This is a genomic window from Streptomyces sp. WI03-4A (assembly GCF_033792105.1).
GTDB lineage: Bacteria > Actinomycetota > Actinomycetes > Streptomycetales > Streptomycetaceae > Streptomyces > Streptomyces collinus_A.
Window position 1 is genome coordinate 35,733 of the sequence record NZ_JARAUO010000008.1, and the last position, 18,786, is coordinate 54,518.

Here is an 18,786-nt window from a genome sequence, read left to right on the forward strand (position 1 = left end):
TCGTCGGCGGCCGGTGCTGCCCGCGCCGCCACGGCCACTCCGTCACTCCGAGGTCGACCCTCAACATAGGCAGCCCGATCAAGAGCAGTGTCAGCCCGCAAGGCGGCCGAGATCGAGCGGCGGCAAGCCGAGAGCCTGCCCGTTCAGTCGTCGGCCGGGGCCCTGTCCGACGAGCGGCGCGAGCAGCTCGACGACATCGACCCCGCCTGGCGCCCCGCCTGGCCGGTGGACTGGCAACGCGCCTTCCTCACCCGTCAGCACCTCGACGCCGGCGGCACACCTCCCCACCCAGCCTGGCGACAGTTCTTCGAACGCGAGGGGCACCTTCGGGTACCGAGGAAGCACATCGAAACCATCACCATCGACAGCCGCGAGGACAGCGGCCGCGACAGTGAGGAGGCAGTGGAACACCACCTGCGGCTAGGAACCAAGCCCGGCCTGCCAGGCACCGCTGATGTGTCGTGAAGCGTACATGTGGCGTACGGAGTGCGTACGCGCCGCCTTCCCTCTAGCGCTTTGGGCCGCAGGTGCGGCTAAGAGGCCGCGGCTAAGCCGATGCCGATGCCGATGAACAGCCAGCCAGTCGTCAGTTCCCAGCGGCGGCGGACGTTCGGGCGGGCGAGAAGAGCGCGTAGACGGGCGGCGGCGATGACGAGTGAGAACCAGTAGGCCACGCCGATCACGACGTCCAGGATGCCGAGGAAGAAGATCCCCCGCGTCGTCGAGCCGCCGCCGTGAACGAACTGCGGCAGGATACTGAGGAAGAACAGCGCCGCCTTGGGGTTGAGCACATTGGTGAGGAAGCCCTGGGTGAACCCGGACCGCCAGCAGCCGCGGGCCGAACCGTCTCCGGTCGCACCCCGAGGCGCGGCAGTGTCCTCGGCGCCGCCGGTAACGTCTTCTCCGGCGTGCCTCTGGTGCACGGCCTGCCGGGCGGCCAGCACCGCCCGGCTGCCGAGGTAGACGAGGTAGGCCGCGCCCAGCAACTTGATGGCGTCATAAACCACCGGAGAACGAGCGGCGATCAGCGACAGTCCGAGGGCGGCGGCGAGCATGTGCACACACAGTCCGGACTGCGCGCCCAGCGCCGCAGCTCGCCCCTTGGCGGGATGCTCAGCCGCGGATCTCACCACCACCAAGAAGTCCGGACCGGGGACCACATAGGCCACTAACACGACGCCGAGGAAGCCGACGAGGTCGACCGACATCCGCTTTTCCCTTCGTTGCCCGTGACTTGTTCGCCGCCCAGGCTTGATCGTCGAGGACACCCAGGCCTCTTGTCGGCCACCGAGGCGACGGCTTCGTCGAGTACCCCCGAGACCCCACGCCAGTTCCTCGCCCAGCTCGGTCACCGGCGGGCGGACCCGGACCCACCTCGCCGCTACGGCGCGACCGTCTAGCGCGTCGCGGCCAAGCTGCACGCCGACCAGCCCGAGAAGTACCCCAAGCGGATCTGGGCCGACTGGCTGTGCAGCGAGCACGTCCCCGAGCACCGTCGGGAGGTACTGGACGGCTTCGGCACCAGCGCCCGCCGGGCCGTGCTCTCCAACTGCCGTGTCCTGGGCGAGGGCGCGGACATCAGGGCCGTGGACTGTGTGGCGCTGGACCCGAAAGGGGCGCCGCACGACATCGTCCAGGCCATCGGGCGCGCCCTGCGCCAAAAGCCCGGCGAGCGCAAGCTGGCGTCCCTGATCGTGCCCGTCTTCCTCAAGCCCGGCGAGGAACCCGAGGACATGTTCACCTCCGCCTCCTACCAGCCCCTGGTGAAAGTACTCGAGGGCCTCCGGGCACACGACGAGCGGGCCGTCGAAATGCTCGCGATCCCGCAGGAAAATTTCACCGGTCACGGGCACAAGCCCGTCGTTCCTCGGTGAGGTGCCGGAGGAGGGTGAGGATGAGCGGCGGGTGCTGCTGCGGTTCGGGGCGCACCGCGGCAACCTGATCGAGCCCGAGCACGCGAACTGGAAGGCCGGGCACCAGGCGGCGGTCGCCTACCAGGAGCGCACGGGGCACCTGGCGGTGCCCTACGGGCACCGAGCCCGCCTCGAGGAGATCGTGCCCGGGGTGACCGCTGACGGGGTGGGCGTAGGGCGATGGCTTCAACGACAACGCCAGCACATCGTCTGGCACGGCCTCAAGACGGGACAGCGCGAACGACTGGGCGCGCTCGGGGTCGCGCCTCTGCCACCCCAGGAGCAGACGACGTCCGGCAGGGCGTCCAGGGGCGGCTCTGCCGCCTTCGAGCGAGGCTGCGCAGCCCTCGCGCAGTACAAAGCGCGCACCGGCTCAGTGACCGTCTCCAGAGCTCACGTGGAACAGCTGCAGGACGGGACAGAGGTCAGGCTGGGTGTGCTTCTGTCCAACACCAAAACCAGACGAGCGAAGCTGGACGCGGAGCAGCTCCAACGCCTCGCCAACCTCGGACTCCACTGGGCGAAGGCCGAGCCTCCACGGTGACCGACCGGCGGCGGAGCAGTAGACAGCGCAGGCCTCCCGGCCGATCCTCAATGGGCGGGCGATGTTGCGCCGCAGGTGCTCGGCGAGCTTGTGGATTGACCAGCGAGTGAAGGGCTTGCCCAGCACGGTGGGCCGGGTGGTGGCCGCTTCGATGCAGGCGGGGACGGCCTACCGCCCAGCGAGCGTCCAGACAGGCTAGCCCCAACTCGTCGAACCGATGGATTACGCCCCGGACGGTGTCCTCGTCGGCTTGCACCAGCTGCGCGATCACCGGGACCGGGCTACCACCCGACGAGGCCAGCAGCATCATCGCCCGCCGTAACCGCACCGAACTGGTGCTTCCCCGCCGGACGATCCGCCGCAGCTTTTGCCCCTCCTGCTCGGTTAGCCGGCCAACCCGAACGGGTGATGCCATACCCGCCCCCTTGCCAACTGCCGTCACTGGCACCCAGCACAACGAGCAACCCGGCAAAGGTTCCCGGTCACAGCGCTAGGGCGTTACCTCCGGACCATCTCGCTCGCTCAGGAGAACGGGCAGCAGGGGCGCCACCGGCGGTGGCGCCCCTCCCGGGGCGGCTGCAGGAGTCGCCGAGCTACGGCTTCTTCACGCCGTCTTTGACGTCGCCCTTGACCTGCTGCGCTTTGCCCTTGACTTCCTGGGCCTTGCCCTCGGCCCGCAGCTTGTCGTGGTCCGTGACCTTGCCGACACCCTGCTTGACGTTGCCGACCGCCTCGTTCGCCAGGCCCTTCGCCTTGTCCTTCGCACCGGACATGACTTTCCTCCAGTTCGGAATGGGAGATCTCTCGACCAGGAACCCACGGGACGCCCCTGGCCGCTCGCTGAGGTAGCCCGATTGCGGAACAGATGATCCGAAGGAAACGACCTGGCAGGCCTCGGTCACTCACCCGCCCAGGTCATCGCGGAGCACGACACCGCTGGCGCCTTCTCCGAGTCATGGCAGAAGCACACGGGCGCGGCGTCGGAACCTTTCTGGAAGACGCATCTCTACCGTCTCGACACGCTTACCCCGCCGCAGCCGCGCCCGGAGGGCCAGGGCCGCCTCACGGGCCGTAAGGACCGTGACCAAATCGTGCGCTGGTGCCGTGAGTTCTGCGTCGACGTCAGGGAGCAGCGTTCCATCGACTTGATCGACGCCGGCTCCTGGGAAGACTCGCGTTTCGGCGACAGGCACTTCATGTTCTGGGAGACCCCAGAGGGCGTCCCCGTCTCGATGGCGGCCTCGACCTCGGTCGTCGGCGGCATGGTCCGGGTGGATCCCGTCTATACCCCGGCCCACCTCCGCGGCCGCGGCTACGCCGGCGCTGTGACGGTCGAGGCGAGCAGGGCCGCACAGGCCGCAGGGGCGACGGACGTCGTCCTGTTCACAGACCCGGACAACCCCACAAGCAACGCCCTCTACCAGCGCATCGGCTACGTCCATCTCGCCGACTTCGCCGGATACAGGTTCTCCTACGGCGCACCAGAGGCCGGGTGACCGGCGCCCCTGGACAACGGCCTAGGAAGGCTCGCCAGTAGCTCCCGCATCGGCGATACGGCGGGCTATGCGCACCATCTACCGCGGACCGCCAGGGAGACCGAGGACGCCATCGTCGGCGCTTTCACCGGCTCCCCGGCGGCGCCCCGCACGCTGCTGCTGGGCCGGTACGACACCGACGCCTGCACTACGTGGGGCGAAGTACGACGCTCCCGCAGACCGCGGGCCGGGCGGTCGCCGGGCTCCTCTCCCCGGCCGGTGAAGGGCTCACGCGAGACATGGATGCTGGAACACAGCCTCGGGATCACACCCGCAGCCGAGGACGAGGAACTCCCGCCTGGGGGCGCGGAGGTAACCAGCTGACCTGCGACTCCGCCCAACCGGGAGGGGCTGGCGTTGGAGGTTACTGCTGTGAGGGGTAATGACAGGGTCTCGCCGCCTACGGGCTCGACGATGCCACCATCACCGCAGCCGTGGAGTGGGCCGACGACCTCGCGGCCCATCTCCTGGAGGAGCCTGACGTTCCTCGCCGACCGGATAACCATGCAGGCCGAGAGCCACGCGTTGCTGGCGGTGACCACGCTGCCGCGGGAGGACTGCGTGGACGACGAGGACTACGAGCAGCTGACCGAGTTCGGCCGTGAATTCCGCAGCGTCCCCGCAGAGGTCCACGACATCCACGCCAACCTCAGCATCGGCAACCTGGGCGTACGCCGCATGGGCTCACGATGACCCGAGGGGATCTACCGGTCCTTCTGAACAGGGCTCACGAGACTGCGGACAGAGCCTTGAAAATCCCCACCCAGTGCTCAGAAGTGGGACAGACATGCTCTGCCCGATTCCCCGCCCCCCAGGCACTGCCCACCGCGGGATGGAAAGCCCCGTCACGTGATCTGGTCCGGTCGGGCTGCTTCGACCGATGCTCCGCCGGATCTCGGCCAGGTCAGGCAATCCCCGAACGTCATGTCCGGGCTCTGACACCTTGTTTGCGTTGAGACGCAGGCGGGTCGGCCTGACCGTACCGGCTGGCCGGGCAGCCGACATGGCCAGGGAGGGCCGGTGTCTCAGCCGACGACAACGACCATCTTGCCCAGCGCTTCACCTGCTTCCATGAGCCGGTGGGCTTCGACGATCTCGTCGAATTGGAAGATTCGTGCCGGACTTGCCGGCAAGGATCCCGCCTCGACCTTGGCGTAGATCGCATGCAATGGAATGTCAGCGAGCGCAAAATCGGGGCTGCCCAGGACGAAGGCGCTTCCGAAGAAGCTGAGCTGTACGCCGCTGGGGAGATCGGTGATCGGGTTGAAGTCGCGCACCGGCTCGAAGCCGCCGAGGAAGCCGAGTTGGCAGACCCGGCCGCGGGGGCGGACCGTGGTCAGGGAGTCGCGCAAGACGTTGTTGCCTACGAGATCGAACACCGCGTCAACGGTGTGGCCGCTTCCGCTGACCTGGGCGGTCAGGTGGCCATCGTCGATGAGGACGTCCTCGGCGCCGAGTTCCTTCAGGAGCGGTGCGTGCGCGGGGTTGCGGGTGGTCGCGAGTACTTTCGCGCCGTGGTCGACGGCGAGGTTGACGGCGGCCTGGCCGAGGGAGGATGTCGCTCCCCGGACCAGAACCCGCTCGCCGGGGCGCAGATCGAGGTTGCCGAACAGCCCGCTCCAGGCTGTTGCATAGACCTCGGGCACCGCTGCCAGCTCGGCCCATCCCAGCGACGAGTTCACCGCCACCACGTTGGTGGCCGGCACAGTGACCAGCTCGGCATAGCTGCCGTTTCGGGTGCGGCCCATGCCGCCGAGGATTGCCACGACTCGGGTTCCGGGGGCGAGTTGGCCCGAGGGGTCGGCTTCGACCCATCCGGCGCACTCGATCCCCGGGACGGCCGCGACATCACCCCAGGTGCCCGCGCGCATGTATGCCTCGGCGTGGTTGAGGCCGAATGCCTTGACCCGGATCAGCACCTCTCCTTGCGCGGGCACCGGGTCGGGCAGGTCGGTGATGTGCAGCATCTCGGGAGCGCCGTAGGCAGAGATGACGATGGCCTTCATGAGTCTCAGACTCCATTCTTGAATAGGGGTTCAACTATTGGGTCCGAAAAAAGAGCCACCGCATGCGGTGGCCCCTGGGTGGAACCGTCAGGCGAGGCCGGCAAAGGCGTTGTCGACGATGGCGCGCAGTGCCGTCTCGTCGGGATTGGCCTTACCCACGACCATCAGCCCCTGACACGTCGCAACGAGCAGCTTGGCGCTGCCGACCGGGTCCACCGAGGCGCGCACCTCGCCGCCGTCGCGAGCGTTGCGAAGAGCTGTGGCCATGCACTGTTCCAGGCGGGCCAGGTGGCCGCGTACGACAGCGGCGGCCTCATCATCCTCGGCGGCATTCTCGATCGCGGTGTTCACCAGCAGGCACCCCTGACGACCCTCCGGACTGAGCAGGTCGCTCACCAATCCGTCGAAGTAGCCCCGCAGCGCGGCCAGCGAGGCGCTGGGCGCCGCCAGTTCGCCCAGCTTCTGAGGAACGACCAACCTGGAATACCGCTCCAGTGACTTCAAGAACAGTGCGCGCTTGCCGCCGGGGAACGCACTGTAGAGACTGCCGGGCTTCACCCCGGTCGCCCTCACGAGATCCTCGATGGAGGTGGCCCGATAGCCCTGCCACCAGAACCGCAGCATGACCTGGTTCAGTACGGTGTCGGGCTCGAACTCTCGCGGTCGGGGCATGGCACGAAAATACATGAGCGACCGTTCAAGAACAAGCCCGGCACACCGCCCCACCTTCCACCGGCCGCCGTTCCGCCGATCACACGCCCCCTCGGCACACACCGGGGCCAGCTCGACGAGGCGTACGACGTACATTCACCGCACATCTCGCGTACGCGCACCCAAGGCATTCCGCCCAGGACTCGAGCCAGGAGCGGGCGGTTCTGGGCTAGCCGCCTCCCCAGGGCAAGAACGGCTTCCGCGTGCATGCGCCGAGCTCACAGGAGAGCATCCCGTGAACATGGCAAATCCCCGGTGCACCGGTTGGAACCAGAGCGCCGGGGACCACCAGACCGGATGAAACGTCAGAAGGCGCTGTTGTTGCAGCCCATGGTGGAGCCCATGGACGTCTGCTGGGCGCCAGGGTTGCCTTCGCCGTTGAGGGCGTTGCCCAGCACGCCGTTGAGCAGGCCGACCTCGCCGAGGAGGTCGAGGTTCAGGTCGTGCGACTTGCAGTTGGAGCTCTGCTGAACGCTGAACTTGTCGCCGTGGCCGTCGCCCTTGCCCTTGCCCCAGCCCTGGTCGGCGTGGGCGGTACCGCCCATGAGGCCCAGGCTGCCGATCGCGGCGACCAGGACGGCAACGTTGCGAAGCTTGCGCATGTCATCTCCGGTGAGGTGAGGGGTGCGATCTGTGCAAGATCACCGTTTTACAGTTCGGGAGATTAGTACTAAGTACCCCAATTCGGGCATCGGCGCGCCGCTTCTCCGATCACGCGAAGCACCCGAAAGTCGTATCGACCATGCCGAGGGCAGGCGTTTGCTGCGGATCATCCGCAGGGGCACCGGGTCTGTGTGACCTGGCGGCGGGCCCATCTGCTGTCCGCGCAGGGCATGCCCGTGGCGAAGATCGCCGAGGTGACGTTCACCAGCGCGGACCGACTTCGGGGCGTGATCCACAACTTCGATGCCGACGGCCTTCGATGCGCTACAAGGGCGGCCGGCCCAGGACCATCCCGGAGTCGACGTGCATGTAACGGGGAGCGCTCGGCTACGGCAGCGCCACTCCGCACGCATGGAGAACATCACGCGCCTCGGGCCCCAGGCCATGCCATGAGGTCCTGGGGCCCGATTAGAAGGGAACGCACTCCTTCAACGACGCTGTGTCCTCAAGGTCACGCACTGAGCCGATGTACTTCGTTCGCGCGTTCCGGCACGCAGAAGCTGGATCGGCGTCGTACGCGGGATGCGGCTGTGCCTCGCCGGCATCGGCTCGGTCCCGCCGTGCACGTCCGGTGGGACCGCAGGGGGCATCCGGTCAGAAGGGGCGGCCCGGGCGGCAGCGGCGGTACAGCAACGCACCCGTAAGGAGGAGCGCGGCGCTGCCGGCGATGGCAGGGGCAGCGAGGTCTGTTCCTGTGTGAGCCAGGGTGGGCGTAGCCCTACGCGGATGCGGAACGGGCTGGGACCGCGTCAGAGCCGGCGGCTTCGCGGCACGAGGCTTCGGAGCCGGAATGTGCCGCGGCACATAAGGACCGTCAGAACCGTTGACCGACTCATTGCCGAAAACCGGGTTGCCGATGCCGACCGCGTTGACACTGTTCCCGGTCACGTTCGCGGGCAGGTCGATCGGAAGCTGCACCCCGTTACCCGAGAGCACCCCAGGAGAATCGGTGGCACGGCCGTGCGCCGACGCGCCGCGCGAAGCGTCGTCCGCGGCGGCCGATCCGCTACCGCTCACCGCACCGCCGGTCCGCGCCGCGCCTTTGTTCGTGCACGCATTGCCCGCGGCCGGATTGAGCAGCCCCACGACGTCCACCGTGTTGCCGCAGACGTTCACCGGCACGGACACCGGCACCTGGACGCTGTTGCCGGAGGCCAGCCCGGGCGAGCCGGCCGCCGTAGCATCGGCACTGCTGCCGTCCGCCGCGAAAGCGGCAGACGCGGGAAATGCCACGGCCATCGCACCGGAGGCGGCGGCGACGGCGATCACATAATTTCGGGTAGCCCGTCTCATTGGGTCGTTGCCTTCCTGACATCGTCGCGGGCGCTCACCCGCGCCTTATAGAACGCTGAAAAGGCAACGGGGTTATGGCCTTACGGGCCACTGCGGTGACTGTACGGCGACGGGAAGGGCAGCCGCGCGGCAGCATGGAAACCACTCGTCGGCACTTACATCGGGAAATCTGAAGATCGAGCTAACGAAGGAACTTTCACAGTGTCTTGAGGGCCGTCGCGCGGTGGACGAGGAAGGAGGCGGAAGACTGTGGCCTTGGAACAGGCCCCACACCCATGCCGGTGTGGGGCCTTTGACATCCACTGTGGAATGGGCAGAAAGCGGCAGCTGGCGCTGGGAGGGCATGGCGACCCCCACACCAAAACCCGGCTCAGGTAACGGTGCAGTTACCAGCCGGAACCGCATTCGGAGCCCATATCGGTGTACTGCCCACCGGGGCTGCCCTCGCCGTTCAGCAGGTTTCCGCCCAGTCCGTTGAGGACACCCACCTCACCGAGGATGTCGATGTTCAAGTCGTGCGATTTACATCCGCCGCCCTGCCCGCCTCGGGCGGTCAGCGCGGCGGCTGGGCAGATGCCCAGGAAACCGACACTGCCGATGACGACGACCGCAACAGCGGCGTTGCGAAGCTTGCGCACGTCTCCTCCTTCAGCCGAGTGGAGCACATCATCAGAAGATCCACTAAGTGCTCATTTCGGAGGCTAGATCGGCATCTCCCGCAGCGCTCATCGGAGGACCCATCTGGGGTCTTCGGCGTTCGACGGCGGGGAGCCCGAGGCGCGGCCGAGCACGTCCAAGGACGGCCTCAGCGCCACCGATCAACCTGCAGGGGCGAAGGGCCGGTTGCCCACCCGTGCCGGCACCCGCCCGGCGTCGACCCACTCCCCCAGTGCAAGCGCGGCACGGCAAAGGGGCAGACCCAGCGGCTACGCCCGGACCGGCCCCGAACGCCTCGTGCCCTGAGGTGACCGTTGCCATGCCCGCCTCCGTATGCGCAGCCTCACCATCGCGCGCCTGCCGGCCCGCCAGCGGGATGGCCGACATCGAGCATGCCGCCGCCTGACAGCGCCCCGCGGGCCCGACAGGCCGTATGGACCGCTGAGGCGGAGTCCGGCCCTGACTGTCTCTGGGAGGGCGGGGCATCCGCACATGTTCGTCCGTGAGACGGCGGCAGGCCGGTGCGGAGGCACACGCACCTCTTCGGCGCCTTCATCCTGTCGGACGAGCCGTCGAGGACATCCCGGCCCTGAGGGGCCGGCGCACACCTGGGCGACCACGACCCCACCGGCGCACACCTGGGCGACCACGACCCCACGGCCTGGTCCATGACGAGGCGGGAGTCGAGCCGCCTCAGCCGCCTGCTCGCTCACTGCCGACCGCGCCGTAGATGTCGAGTGACGCACTGCCGCGCGGGACCTGCAGTGCGGTCATCCACGAAACGCCGCGAGTGGTGCTGTGCGTACTGCTCAGTACTTCCGGTTGTTGAAGGTCAATTGCTGCAGAGCCGCGCTCGCGTGCCGTGCGCGCACGAGATTCTCTCCGACCTTCTCCGCCACGTCATCAGCTGTGAGTAGCCGCTCTTACGCTGATCGGCTGATCGCGTCGTTCTTCGCAGACGGGGCCCTGTGTCGCGGCAGAACTTGTCAGTAGAGAGGGGCAAGCTGCGGTCAGGCGGCGAATGCCGTTCAGAAGAGAAGGGATGCGGACATGTTGGTGCGAAGCACGGCTTTGGTAGCGGCAGCGGGCTTGATGCTGCTCGGAGGCGCTGCCGCCGCTTCGGCGGACAGCGGTGCCGGATCTGCCGCCGTCAAATCACCTGGCGTGCTGTCGGGCAATGTGATTCAGATCCCCGTGCACATCTCCCTCAACATCTGCGGAGACACCGTCAGCGTTGTCGGTCTGCTCAACCCGGCACTCGCAACCATTTGCGCCAACGGAGTTCACTCCAGCGGTAAGTGATCTCAGCAGTCGCACGCCATGATCGTGCCCGCTTTTGCCGCTGATCCCGCCGGCGCGGGTGGCCGCCATCGTTGACGAGGTGGTCTTCGCGGCCATCATCTAGTGCCGCATCCGGCAGCGTTTGCCCTGTCGGCCACTTCCCGTAGCCGTTTGTCGGCGGCGTGCTGTTCCGCCAGAGGATGTAGCGGCGAATCATGCTGCCCTGCTCTTCGGGGCTGGCGTAGTCCGTGCCGTCCAGGGCGAAGTAGCGCAGGGCGGTGAACTGGGCCTCGATGCGGTTCAGCCAGGAGCTGTTGCTCTGTGCGTGGGCGAGCTCGACGACGTTGTTGGCTGCGGCCCAGTCGCCGACCCGGAGTCCTTCTTCGTGGTCAGGGTGCGGGAAGAAGTTGTCGAGCATGATCGCGATCCGGATGTCCGACGGGTAGAGGCTGCGCACGGGCGGTGTAGGTCGCCGGCCGACGGGGGGCCTCGGCTCCCGGTCGGGGTCCTTGTGCCGTCCGCCGTGCTCGGGCCACTGTCCTCCGCGATGGGGGCTGGAGGTGGAGCGGGCCGAACTCCTCCAGACAGAAGATGACTTCCGGTTCGCCGTCCTCGTCGCAGTAGGCGATCGCGGAGAGGTGCCCGACGCGGAGCCCGGATGTCAAGCACTGGCTGAGGATGTCGGCTGAGTAGGCAGGTGACCGTGACCGTGCTCAGGAAAGGCGACGACGTCCAGTCGATCGCGAGCAGGACCAGCCAGTGGCGACCTGCCGGGGGGCTCCGTCGGGCGGGGCGGCCTCGTCACCGGCACACAGCTCTTCCTGAGTGGAACAGGAAGCCGGGGGGATTCGCATGGATCCGCGTGTCCGGCACGCGACGGCACGGCGCTTGGAGTCGCGATTGCCGCGGCGGGCCGCGGGCGCCGTGCAGCAGGGCGATGACGCAGGCAGGTGACAGGACCGTCACCGGGAGGAGAGGCGTGTCAGTCGGTCAGGCCGGCGCCTGTGCCGTCGTCGGACCACCCACTCCCCGGTTGTGGAGCCGAATCCAAAGGGCGTGACCTGCTGCGGTGCACGGCGCTTAATTCCGGATTCGGGCCCGCCGCGGATGCCGGTGGACGGGATCGGCTCGGTTCGGTGGCGGGCCCGAAGGGGAGGGAGGCGGCTCGAAGGCCGTGCGCTTTGACGCCGCCTCCGTCCAGCCCGCTGACGCGCCGCTGTGTGCAGCACTGGCCGGGAGTGTCCGTGCGGCTCACGGTCTGCGCTGTACCGGCGAGTTCGGCCAGTCAGGGCGGAGCCGGCCGGTGCGGGGTCAGGCGCGCCGGCGGTGGTCAGAGGGCCTGGCTGTTGCAGCCCATGTCGGAGCCGAGGTGGCTCTGCTGCGCACCAGGGTTCCCTTCGCCGTTGAGCAGGTTGCCTGCCAGGCCGGTGAGGGCGCCGACGCTGCCGATCACCTCGATGTTCATGTCGTGCGAGCGGCACTCGACGCCCTGGGTGATATCGATGTCGTGGCCCGGCTCGCCGTGTGCGAAGGCGGGGTTGGCGCCCATGGAACCGACACCGCCGAGGATGGCGCTGACGAGGATCACCTTCTGGAACTTGCGCATGGGGTCTCCGTTGAGGGAATGGTTGGGATCGGCAACATGCCGGTGAGGCCGGCGATGTTGGGGCGGGCCGTCAGCCGAGGCGGGGAAGTCCCAGCTGTCCGACGGGGGGTGCCGCGACCTGCCCGAGGCCGACGGGAGCCAACTGCGGTGCGCTGGTGGGCGTGACCGTCGGGCTGAGGAGCGGGTTGATCTGCGGGTTGAACTGGGGGTTGATCTGGGGAGCGACGAACATCGGGGGCTCTGGACCGAACGCTTGGGGAACGGCCACCTGCGGGGCGACTTGCGGCATGACCTGGGGCATGACTTGCGGCACGACCTGTGCCGGCTGCGCAGGAGCGGCCTGTACGGGAGCAGCCTGTACAGGCTGTGCGGGAGCAGCCTGTTGCAGGGGCGGCGCGGTCGAGGCTTGAGCCGTTCCCTGCGACGAGGCCGAGGCAGAGGCGTAGCCAGTCTGCTGCGGCGCTGCCTGCACGGCCTGCGGCGCTTGTTGCGGGGCAGGCGCCGGGGCTGCGGCCGGAGCAGCCGGCTGGTCCGGAACTGATGCCGGGACGGCACTGCTGCCACCGGCGGGAGAGTCGGCATAGCCGGCGCCGGCGCCGATGCCGGTCAGACCGCTAGCCGCTGCGACGATGAGCGCGGCCCTGTGAAGCTTGCGCATGAAACCCTCGGCCCTTCAATACCTGAAACGGGAATCCATTGCATTCGATGTGGTCAGCGTGCAGTCGGTGCGATGCTCGCGCCGCACCGTCAGCAACGGTCATCTCGTAGAGCACGCGGACTTCATAGTCGAGCCGGCAGCGGAGTCCTCCACCCCGTCAGGGGTCCGCGGTTGCTGCCCTCTCCCTAGTGGAACGAAGGCTCCTTCGCGGCGGTCACGGCGTTCGGAGATCTTCACCCGTTTGCCGCCCGCCGACCTGGGCGTCCCGGCCTGAGCGCCTGCGGCAAACGGGTGAGCGCCCCGCGGCACCCGTATCGGCTCTGATCTTCCCTCGTTCCCCACGAGGCGAGAACGATGGTCATCGCAGCCACGCAGGGCAGCAACGGCGAAGGCTGGTCTGCCCCTCGCATTTCATCAGCATCCGTGCACAGGTCAATTGAAGGGCCGAGGTTTTTATGCGCAAGCTTCACAAGGTCGCGCTCGTGGTCGCAGCAGCCGGCGGCCTGGCCGGCGTGGGTGCCGGCCCTTGTTCCGCCGTGACCCCTTACGCCCAGAACGGCACGGTGCCGCCTCCCGTTTCGCAGCCGGACGCTCAGGCCGCCTCGGCTGCCTCCGCTCAGGCGACCGCGCAGACCAATGGCTCGCCGGCTGCGCAGCAGACGGTACCGCAGCGGGGCACGCAGGTTGCCCCGCAGATCAACCCGCAGCTGAACCCGCAGATCAGCCCTCAGATCTCCCCTGCGGCGCCGCAGACGGAACAGGGCGCTTCGGCGGGCCAGGCCAACCTGTTCCGCCCGTCCCAGGAGTGCAGCCCGCAGACCTTGCTCGACGCGAATGTGCCGGTGGCTCTGCTTGCTGCGGCGCAGACCCGGGGCGTCGACTGCACCCAGGCCAACAGCCAGTCGAACTCGTTCGCCAGCGTGCAGTAGCCCCGCCGGTCGGCCGGCCGCCGAGGCTCTGTACGGGCCGGTCAGAGTGTGCGCGGATGTAGTCCGGTCGATACGGCTTTCGGGTACTTCAGGTGTTCGGAAAAGCGGCGCGCCGGTGTCCGGTTTCAGGTATTTAGTACTAATCTCCCGAACTGTAAAAAGGTGATCTCGCACAGATCGCACCCCTCACTTCACCGGAGATGACATGCGCAAGCTTCGCAACGTTGCCGTCCTGGTCGCCGCGATCGGCAGCCTGGGCCTCATGGGCGGCACCGCCCACGCCGACCAGGGCTGGGGCAAGGGCGACGGCCACGGGGACAAGTTCAGCGTCAAGCAGAGCTCGAACTGCAAGTCGCACGACCTGAACCTGGACGTCCTCGGTGAGGTCGGCGTGCTCAACGGCCTGCTGGGCAACGGCCTCAACGGCGAAGGCAACCCGGGCGCCCAGGCCACCAGCATCGGCTCCACCATGGGCTGCAACAACAGCGCCTTCTGACATCCCGTCCGGCGCGAAGACGTCGGGCAGTGAGTGGTCCCGGCACCGGGCCTCAGGCAGGGCGCCGGGACCATTCATGCACATGGGCGGTCAGCGAGGCAGCGAGGCGCGTCACCAGACGATTCATGCCTGCGCTCCTGGCGCCCTCGCGGACTGACACCTCCACGAGAGTCGATCTGTGTAGATCGCTCCCACCTGACTTCGACGGAGACAACATGCGCAAGGTCCGTACGGCCGCCGTCCTGGTGGCCGCATTCGGCAGCCTCGGATTCCTGGGGGCCGGCGCCGCCCACGCCGACCAGGGCTGGGGCAAGGGCAAGGGCGACAGCTTCAACATCCAGCAGAGCAGCACCTGTCAGTCGCACGACAGCAACGTCGACCTCCTCGGCGAGGTCGGCATCGGCAACGGCCTGGGCGGCAACCTGCTGGGCGGCGAGGGCAACCCGGGTGCGCAGCAGACGTCCCTTGGTTCCACCATGGGCTGCAACAACAAGTTCGGCGGCTAGTCCCCCACCACCGTCCCCGGTGTCCCGGCTCCGCCCGGTACACCGGGGATTTCCGTGTCCGCGGATACGGCCCTGCGAAAAGACGAAATGCTGGTCCGGGACCCGTCATCGGACCAGCATTTGCCTGAGCGCTCACACTTCGATGTGCGGCTTCTTGAATCCCTTGGGCAATGTGGCAGTGTTGGAGCATTCCACCACCGCGCCGCCCTTGGCCGACTCGCCTCCCAGCACGTCGCCGTCCTGGAAGACCACATGGGGCCGGTCCGTCGTCGAGCAGTCCTGTTCCTGCTTGACGACATGCGTGCCGTCCTTGTCGGTGAACGTCTCACTCTTCTTCACGCAGACGACGTCACCTTGCACGGTGTTGTTGCAGTCGTCCGGTGTGCCGCCGGCGTACGCATGTCCGGTGCCGACGATGACCGCGGCGAGGCCTGCGGCGAATGCTGCGGCGGCAGTCTTCCGGGGAGAGAACATGTGGTGGCTTCCTTTGCCATGAAGGCCCGTGCGTACCAGTGCAGTCGACTGGCGGCGCCCGGGCCGGGGAGGTCGAAAGATGGTGCTCCTGCGCTGCCGCAGCACGCCCGCAGCCCGGACGCGCGAAGCTGCGTCCGGGCTACTGTCACCACGTCAGCGCACCGGGCAGGTCCGAGCCGGTTGCGGGAGCCGGACGCCAGGTCAGTGGGCTTCGGCAGAAGGTCGAGGCACCCTCCCGAGCGTCGCGGGAGGGGACCGCGGTACGTCCTTACTTGTCGTCGTCGTCGCCCTCGTGCTGGCCGTACGCCTCGTGCTCGGGCGCGTGCTGGCCGTACGCCTCGTGCTCGGGCTCGGCGCCCTTGTGCTCCTCCGGCCCGGCCGCCGGCTTGGTGGGTGCCTGAACCTGCGGCTGGACGTAGTAGTAACCGCCCCCGACAGCCACTGCGTTGGCCGACGAGTTCGCGACGGCGGTGACAGGCACGCCGCCCTCATTGCCGCCGGCGAAGCTGACGCCGACACCGAGGGTGGAAAGCCCGGCAACCGCCGCCGCTACGACGGCAGCGCGCTGAAACTTACGCATGTGTAACCCTTTCGTGCCCAGGCGAAAACGCCCGGATTGACTACTTAGGGTGAGCATATACACACACTGCGTAGTAAAGCTGGGATCTGCGCTCCCATGTTGCGCCGACGCTCCGTATGGTGCATGGCGCAGTACGCATGACCGCCGGGGGCCCGTCCGCCGCGACTCAGAAGAGGTTGGGCGACTCCTGCCTGCCGTCGGCGCCGGCCGGCACTCCGGTCGCGGTGGACGTGCAGCTCACCTTGGGCCCGATTCGGGTCGTGCCGTTACCCAGAGCGGCGGGCAGCGTCAAGGGCTGCACCGGCATGCAGTTCTCCTGGTGGGGGATGACGCCGTTTTCCGGGATCTCACCGGTGATGCGCTGGGTGCACGTGACGCTCCCCAGGAGGTCCCGGGTGCAGGTGCCCGGGTTCGCCGCGGCGTACGCGTGCGCCAGGCCGGTGGATGCCACGACGAGGCCGCCGACGAGCCCCGAGATGGCAGCGATCTTTTTCGTGCTGAACATGTGATGCGTGTCCTTATTGCGGGTGTCCGGGCACCGTCTGTCGTGAACGTTGCGCCGGCGCTGTCTGCGACACCCAGGCAGCCGACCGGGATCCCTGGCCCCGAAGATGCCTACCTGGCGGCTTGCACCGAGTGTCGCCAGTGACGCGCCGCCGATCAGCCGGTGAAGGCGCTGTTGTACTGACCGCAGGTCGTGTCCAGGGTCTGGCCGAGACCGAGCACCGCGAGCGGGACGTCGTTCTCGGCCACCGTCTGCGGGCTGCACTCCTGGTAGGGGCGGTAGACGTCGGACACCTCCGGCCCGCCGGTGCCGTAGGTGTCGGCGGCAGCGGTGCCGGCGCCGATGGCGGACAGGCCGCCGGCCGCCACTGCTGCTGCGATCACGACCTGCTGAAACTTACGCATGGAACCCTCGGTTCTGCATCGCTTTACCTGAAGGCAAGTTGCCTAGAGTGACGACGCAGACACTAGCAGTAGCGACATAAGGCATTCCACACTGGTCAAACGTGTCCTCAGGGGAACGGACGCCAAAAGCTGCTCTGGGGAGCCAACTGGCCTCACCGGACCGTGGTTTGCACTGCGGCGATACCGAGGTCACCGCCTCGGGTACATCTTGGGGCGGCTCGGCTGTGTGTCAAGGCGGCGACCCCGGAGGGAATTTGCGTCAAGCCGATGACGGTTTGACGGCCGGAACGCGATTGCGCGCAGGCACCGAGAGGATCGAGTCCCGGAGCCTTTCGACATACAAGCACACGTTCTTGGAAGCGATGTCGGTGTCCGGATAGCGGCAGGCGAGCCACAGTCCCTCGTGCAGCCGGTTGACCCAGGCGCATACCTGATCGCCGTACGACACACGGAGCAGACCGTATGCCTTCTGTTCGGCCCAGCGGGCAGAGCCGGGGACGACACGGGCATCCACGTAGGAGATGATCGAGTACAGGTCCGGTGAGGTGGGACGGAAGTCCGTGCCCAGGAGGGGCAGTACCCGGGCGAGCGGAATGCGCGCCAGTGACCGGCTGGCCTGCAACTCGGCACGGACCGAGGCGAGTGCGCCGTCGAAATCCCGTGCCGCTGGTACCTCGATCGGGGCGCCGCCGACATACCAGCCCACGGAGTCCGACCATGCGGACTTCAGCCGGGTGTGGAACGGCACGACCGTGCGGTAGATCGGTTGCCCGCCCAACTCGTGGACGATCAGGCTGGTCGCCGCCAGGATGCCCACCAGGCTGCCGCCGTAGGGTCGGCAATACGCTTCGAACGCGGCGGCCGCGTCCGCGTCGACGAGCGGCTCACGCACCAGTTTCTGGACGGGCAGAACCCCACCGGGCTCGAGGCCCAGATCGACGGGGAACTCCGGAAGCCTTCCGCCGCACCGGCCGATGAACTCCCGCCAGCGGGCGACGATCGTGTGGGTGTCGTCGATGGCGTCCGCGTTCGCCCGCTCCTGCTCGCAGAAGTCGACGTAACTGCCGACAGGGCTGCCGACGACGGGCCGCCCGGCGAGACGTGCCGTGTAGAGCTCGTGGATTTCGTCCGGGATGCGCTGGAGCGAGTAGGCATCGACGTTGGTGTGATCGAAGGCCAGGTACACGCTGGTGCAGTCCTCGCGGACGACCGCGGCGTAGATGAGATTGGGCCAGCCGAGCGCGTCCGCCGCAGCGTCGAAACGGTCCTGCAGATGCCGGATCAGCAACTCGGCGTCGGTGAACTCGCCGACCACCTCGCGCTGGAGGGTCACATCGTCTTCGTCGAGAGTGAACCGGTGCATGTCGTCGCCGGACCACCTGAACCCGCTGCGCAATGTCTCGTGGCGCAACGTCCAGTCACGCAGGGCATGTTCCAGCGCGTCGAGGTCGGCGTGGCATGGCAGGTCGAACGCTGCACCGAGCCACGTCGGTACGAACAAGCCGTCCTCGCGCACCGATCGCGCCGTCCTGATGTGCGACTCTTGGATGTAAGCCGGCGGCCGCGGATCCGGCGGTAGCACTGCTGCGGCCGCGACGGTTGCCGGGCTGAACGTCCACTCGACGAGCCGTCCGGGCCGGATGTCGCAGCGCTGAATGTCAGAAATTCGCACAGTGGCGTCTCCTTCGCAGGAGAGACAGGCTTGATCAATGTGGGGCCGCGCGCGAGCAACGGCGTTTGTGTCGCCAGCTTTTCAACAGAACGAGTGACGTATCGAACCGTTAAGCGGTATCGCGTGACTCACCAGGAAACTCTGCCCACGCGTCGATTCCCGCACCACTCGTACGTGTCCTCGTAGATGCGGCTCACGTCCGCCTCATACCGAAGCGCAACGCGGAGAGAGAGGAGCCTACTTGTCGACGCCCCGTAACGTCCGGGGAAGCAACGTCGTTAGTGCGATGTGTTCCCATGACCGGGCCCCGGGAGGTCCTCGCACAGTCTTCCCGGGGGCCCGCGATCGACCGC

General features: G+C 67.7%; 22 protein-coding genes and 4 pseudogenes. 10 read left to right on the forward strand and 16 right to left on the reverse strand.

Translation table 11 applies throughout. From position 1 onward, the window contains the following. The first annotated feature begins 87 nt into the window (after window positions 1-87). Window positions 88-465, forward strand: a complete 378-nt coding sequence (locus PV343_RS11330) for a hypothetical protein (RefSeq protein ID WP_319146724.1) — start codon at window positions 88-90, stop codon at window positions 463-465. A 68-nt stretch (window positions 466-533) separates the two neighbouring features. On the opposite strand, the gene PV343_RS11335 is transcribed toward PV343_RS11330, so the two are convergent. Then, window positions 534-1,208 (reverse strand): LysE family translocator, encoded by a 675-nt coding sequence (locus PV343_RS11335; RefSeq protein ID WP_319146725.1) that lies wholly within the window; start codon window positions 1,206-1,208, stop codon window positions 534-536. Window positions 1,209-1,538: 330 nt separating this feature from the next. Between PV343_RS11335 and PV343_RS40375 the strand changes: the two genes are divergently transcribed. Continuing rightward, window positions 1,539-1,874, forward strand: coding sequence for a hypothetical protein (locus PV343_RS40375; protein ID WP_415923484.1), 336 nt, complete (start codon window positions 1,539-1,541; stop codon window positions 1,872-1,874). A 1-nt stretch (window position 1,875) separates the two neighbouring features. Further along, window positions 1,876-2,457: a helicase associated domain-containing protein gene (locus PV343_RS40380; RefSeq protein WP_415923485.1), complete on the forward strand. Its 582-nt coding sequence runs from the start codon at window positions 1,876-1,878 to the stop codon at window positions 2,455-2,457. A 7-nt stretch (window positions 2,458-2,464) separates the two neighbouring features. On the opposite strand, the pseudogene PV343_RS11345 reads toward PV343_RS40380, so the two are convergent. Both PV343_RS11345 and PV343_RS11350 read right to left on the reverse strand, forming a co-directional pair. Beyond that, window positions 2,465-2,872, reverse strand: a pseudogene (locus PV343_RS11345) (helix-turn-helix domain-containing protein); the annotation flags it as partial. Between the two features lie 178 nt (window positions 2,873-3,050). Beyond that, window positions 3,051-3,230 (reverse strand): CsbD family protein, encoded by a 180-nt coding sequence (locus tag PV343_RS11350; RefSeq protein WP_319146727.1) that lies wholly within the window; start codon window positions 3,228-3,230, stop codon window positions 3,051-3,053. 111 nt (window positions 3,231-3,341) lie between these two features. Between PV343_RS11350 and PV343_RS11355 the strand changes: the two are divergent. Beyond that, window positions 3,342-3,953, forward strand: a pseudogene (locus PV343_RS11355) (GNAT family N-acetyltransferase); the annotation flags it as partial. Window positions 3,954-4,496: 543 nt separating this feature from the next. Continuing rightward, complete coding sequence (locus tag PV343_RS11360; protein ID WP_319146728.1) at window positions 4,497-4,685, forward strand: DUF6924 domain-containing protein; 189 nt, start codon at window positions 4,497-4,499, stop codon at window positions 4,683-4,685. A 332-nt stretch (window positions 4,686-5,017) separates the two neighbouring features. Here PV343_RS11360 and PV343_RS11365 read toward each other — a convergent pair whose 3' ends face one another. The 3 genes from PV343_RS11365 to PV343_RS11375 all read right to left on the reverse strand — a co-directional run bounded on the left by PV343_RS11365 (window position 5,018) and on the right by PV343_RS11375 (window position 7,311). Beyond that, entirely contained in the window at window positions 5,018-5,998 is a 981-nt protein-coding gene (locus PV343_RS11365; protein ID WP_319146729.1) for a zinc-binding dehydrogenase, read from the reverse strand. An 87-nt stretch (window positions 5,999-6,085) separates the two neighbouring features. After that, window positions 6,086-6,670 (reverse strand): TetR/AcrR family transcriptional regulator, encoded by a 585-nt coding sequence (locus PV343_RS11370; protein ID WP_319146730.1) that lies wholly within the window; start codon window positions 6,668-6,670, stop codon window positions 6,086-6,088. A gap of 344 nt (window positions 6,671-7,014) precedes the next feature. Further along, on the reverse strand, window positions 7,015-7,311 hold the full coding sequence (locus PV343_RS11375) for a hypothetical protein (protein ID WP_319146731.1): 297 nt from the start codon (window positions 7,309-7,311) through the stop codon (window positions 7,015-7,017). Window positions 7,312-7,444: 133 nt separating this feature from the next. Here PV343_RS11375 and PV343_RS11380 point away from each other — a divergent pair. Then, window positions 7,445-7,670 (forward strand): annotated as a pseudogene (locus PV343_RS11380) (helix-turn-helix domain-containing protein); the annotation flags it as partial. Window positions 7,671-7,966: 296 nt separating this feature from the next. Here PV343_RS11380 and PV343_RS11385 read toward each other — a convergent pair. Continuing rightward, a complete protein-coding gene (locus PV343_RS11385; protein ID WP_319146732.1) occupies window positions 7,967-8,665 on the reverse strand; it encodes a chaplin in 699 nt (232 codons plus the stop codon). Between the two features lie 386 nt (window positions 8,666-9,051). Continuing rightward, window positions 9,052-9,303, reverse strand: a complete 252-nt coding sequence (locus tag PV343_RS11390) for a hypothetical protein (RefSeq protein WP_319146733.1) — start codon at window positions 9,301-9,303, stop codon at window positions 9,052-9,054. 1,111 nt (window positions 9,304-10,414) lie between these two features. Between PV343_RS11390 and PV343_RS11395 the strand changes: the two genes are divergently transcribed. Further along, a complete protein-coding gene (locus PV343_RS11395) occupies window positions 10,415-10,624 on the forward strand; it encodes a chaplin (protein ID WP_415923489.1) in 210 nt (69 codons plus the stop codon). Between the two features lie 95 nt (window positions 10,625-10,719). Here PV343_RS11395 and PV343_RS11400 read toward each other — a convergent pair. The 3 genes and pseudogenes from PV343_RS11400 to PV343_RS11410 form a co-directional block, all read right to left on the reverse strand. Further along, window positions 10,720-11,253 (reverse strand): annotated as a pseudogene (locus PV343_RS11400) (IS630 family transposase); the annotation flags it as partial. A 680-nt stretch (window positions 11,254-11,933) separates the two neighbouring features. Beyond that, window positions 11,934-12,209 (reverse strand): hypothetical protein, encoded by a 276-nt coding sequence (locus PV343_RS11405; protein ID WP_319146735.1) that lies wholly within the window; start codon window positions 12,207-12,209, stop codon window positions 11,934-11,936. A 70-nt stretch (window positions 12,210-12,279) separates the two neighbouring features. Beyond that, window positions 12,280-12,441 carry a hypothetical protein gene (locus PV343_RS11410; protein WP_319146736.1) on the reverse strand — a complete coding sequence of 54 codons (162 nt, stop codon included), beginning with the start codon at window positions 12,439-12,441 and terminating at the stop codon, window positions 12,280-12,282. A gap of 881 nt (window positions 12,442-13,322) precedes the next feature. Here PV343_RS11410 and PV343_RS11415 point away from each other — a divergent pair. The 3 genes from PV343_RS11415 to PV343_RS11425 all read left to right on the forward strand — a co-directional run bounded on the left by PV343_RS11415 (window position 13,323) and on the right by PV343_RS11425 (window position 14,798). Next, entirely contained in the window at window positions 13,323-13,796 is a 474-nt protein-coding gene (locus tag PV343_RS11415) for a hypothetical protein (protein WP_319146737.1), read from the forward strand. Between the two features lie 205 nt (window positions 13,797-14,001). Further along, window positions 14,002-14,292 carry a hypothetical protein gene (locus PV343_RS11420; protein WP_319146739.1) on the forward strand — a complete coding sequence of 97 codons (291 nt, stop codon included), beginning with the start codon at window positions 14,002-14,004 and terminating at the stop codon, window positions 14,290-14,292. A 215-nt stretch (window positions 14,293-14,507) separates the two neighbouring features. Beyond that, complete coding sequence (locus PV343_RS11425; RefSeq protein WP_319146740.1) at window positions 14,508-14,798, forward strand: hypothetical protein; 291 nt, start codon at window positions 14,508-14,510, stop codon at window positions 14,796-14,798. 132 nt (window positions 14,799-14,930) lie between these two features. Here the strand turns inward: PV343_RS11425 and PV343_RS11430 are convergent, their stop codons facing one another. The 5 genes from PV343_RS11430 to PV343_RS11450 form a co-directional block, all read right to left on the reverse strand. Continuing rightward, window positions 14,931-15,272, reverse strand: coding sequence for a hypothetical protein (locus PV343_RS11430; RefSeq protein WP_319146741.1), 342 nt, complete (start codon window positions 15,270-15,272; stop codon window positions 14,931-14,933). A 268-nt stretch (window positions 15,273-15,540) separates the two neighbouring features. Beyond that, window positions 15,541-15,753 carry a hypothetical protein gene (locus PV343_RS11435; RefSeq protein WP_319146742.1) on the reverse strand — a complete coding sequence of 71 codons (213 nt, stop codon included), beginning with the start codon at window positions 15,751-15,753 and terminating at the stop codon, window positions 15,541-15,543. A gap of 265 nt (window positions 15,754-16,018) precedes the next feature. After that, entirely contained in the window at window positions 16,019-16,357 is a 339-nt protein-coding gene (locus PV343_RS11440; RefSeq protein WP_319146743.1) for a hypothetical protein, read from the reverse strand. 155 nt (window positions 16,358-16,512) lie between these two features. Beyond that, the gene (locus PV343_RS11445; protein ID WP_319146744.1) at window positions 16,513-16,761 is read right to left on the reverse strand and encodes a hypothetical protein; all 249 of its coding nucleotides are present in this window, start codon (window positions 16,759-16,761) and stop codon (window positions 16,513-16,515) included. Window positions 16,762-17,020: 259 nt separating this feature from the next. Continuing rightward, window positions 17,021-18,433: a condensation domain-containing protein gene (locus PV343_RS11450; protein WP_319146745.1), complete on the reverse strand. Its 1,413-nt coding sequence runs from the start codon at window positions 18,431-18,433 to the stop codon at window positions 17,021-17,023. Window positions 18,434-18,786 lie beyond the last annotated feature (353 nt).

Excerpts from the sequence above, each read along its gene's own strand:
- PV343_RS11335 (WP_319146725.1), bottom strand. The coding sequence starts at position 1,208 with ATGTCGGTCGACCTCGTCGGCTTCCTCGGCGTCGTGTTAGTGGCCTAT.
- PV343_RS11350 (WP_319146727.1), bottom strand. The coding sequence starts at position 3,230 with ATGTCCGGTGCGAAGGACAAGGCGAAGGGCCTGGCGAACGAGGCGGTC.
- PV343_RS11360 (WP_319146728.1), top strand. The coding sequence starts at position 4,497 with ATGCAGGCCGAGAGCCACGCGTTGCTGGCGGTGACCACGCTGCCGCGG.
- PV343_RS11365 (WP_319146729.1), bottom strand. The coding sequence starts at position 5,998 with ATGAAGGCCATCGTCATCTCTGCCTACGGCGCTCCCGAGATGCTGCAC.
- PV343_RS11370 (WP_319146730.1), bottom strand. The coding sequence starts at position 6,670 with ATGCCCCGACCGCGAGAGTTCGAGCCCGACACCGTACTGAACCAGGTC.
- PV343_RS11375 (WP_319146731.1), bottom strand. The coding sequence starts at position 7,311 with ATGCGCAAGCTTCGCAACGTTGCCGTCCTGGTCGCCGCGATCGGCAGC.
- PV343_RS11385 (WP_319146732.1), bottom strand. The coding sequence starts at position 8,665 with ATGAGACGGGCTACCCGAAATTATGTGATCGCCGTCGCCGCCGCCTCC.
- PV343_RS11395 (WP_415923489.1), top strand. The coding sequence starts at position 10,415 with ATGCTGCTCGGAGGCGCTGCCGCCGCTTCGGCGGACAGCGGTGCCGGA.
- PV343_RS11405 (WP_319146735.1), bottom strand. The coding sequence starts at position 12,209 with ATGCGCAAGTTCCAGAAGGTGATCCTCGTCAGCGCCATCCTCGGCGGT.
- PV343_RS11410 (WP_319146736.1), bottom strand. The coding sequence starts at position 12,441 with ATGTTCGTCGCTCCCCAGATCAACCCCCAGTTCAACCCGCAGATCAAC.
- PV343_RS11415 (WP_319146737.1), top strand. The coding sequence starts at position 13,323 with ATGCGCAAGCTTCACAAGGTCGCGCTCGTGGTCGCAGCAGCCGGCGGC.
- PV343_RS11420 (WP_319146739.1), top strand. The coding sequence starts at position 14,002 with ATGCGCAAGCTTCGCAACGTTGCCGTCCTGGTCGCCGCGATCGGCAGC.
- PV343_RS11425 (WP_319146740.1), top strand. The coding sequence starts at position 14,508 with ATGCGCAAGGTCCGTACGGCCGCCGTCCTGGTGGCCGCATTCGGCAGC.
- PV343_RS11430 (WP_319146741.1), bottom strand. The coding sequence starts at position 15,272 with ATGTTCTCTCCCCGGAAGACTGCCGCCGCAGCATTCGCCGCAGGCCTC.
- PV343_RS11440 (WP_319146743.1), bottom strand. The coding sequence starts at position 16,357 with ATGTTCAGCACGAAAAAGATCGCTGCCATCTCGGGGCTCGTCGGCGGC.
- PV343_RS11445 (WP_319146744.1), bottom strand. The coding sequence starts at position 16,761 with ATGCGTAAGTTTCAGCAGGTCGTGATCGCAGCAGCAGTGGCGGCCGGC.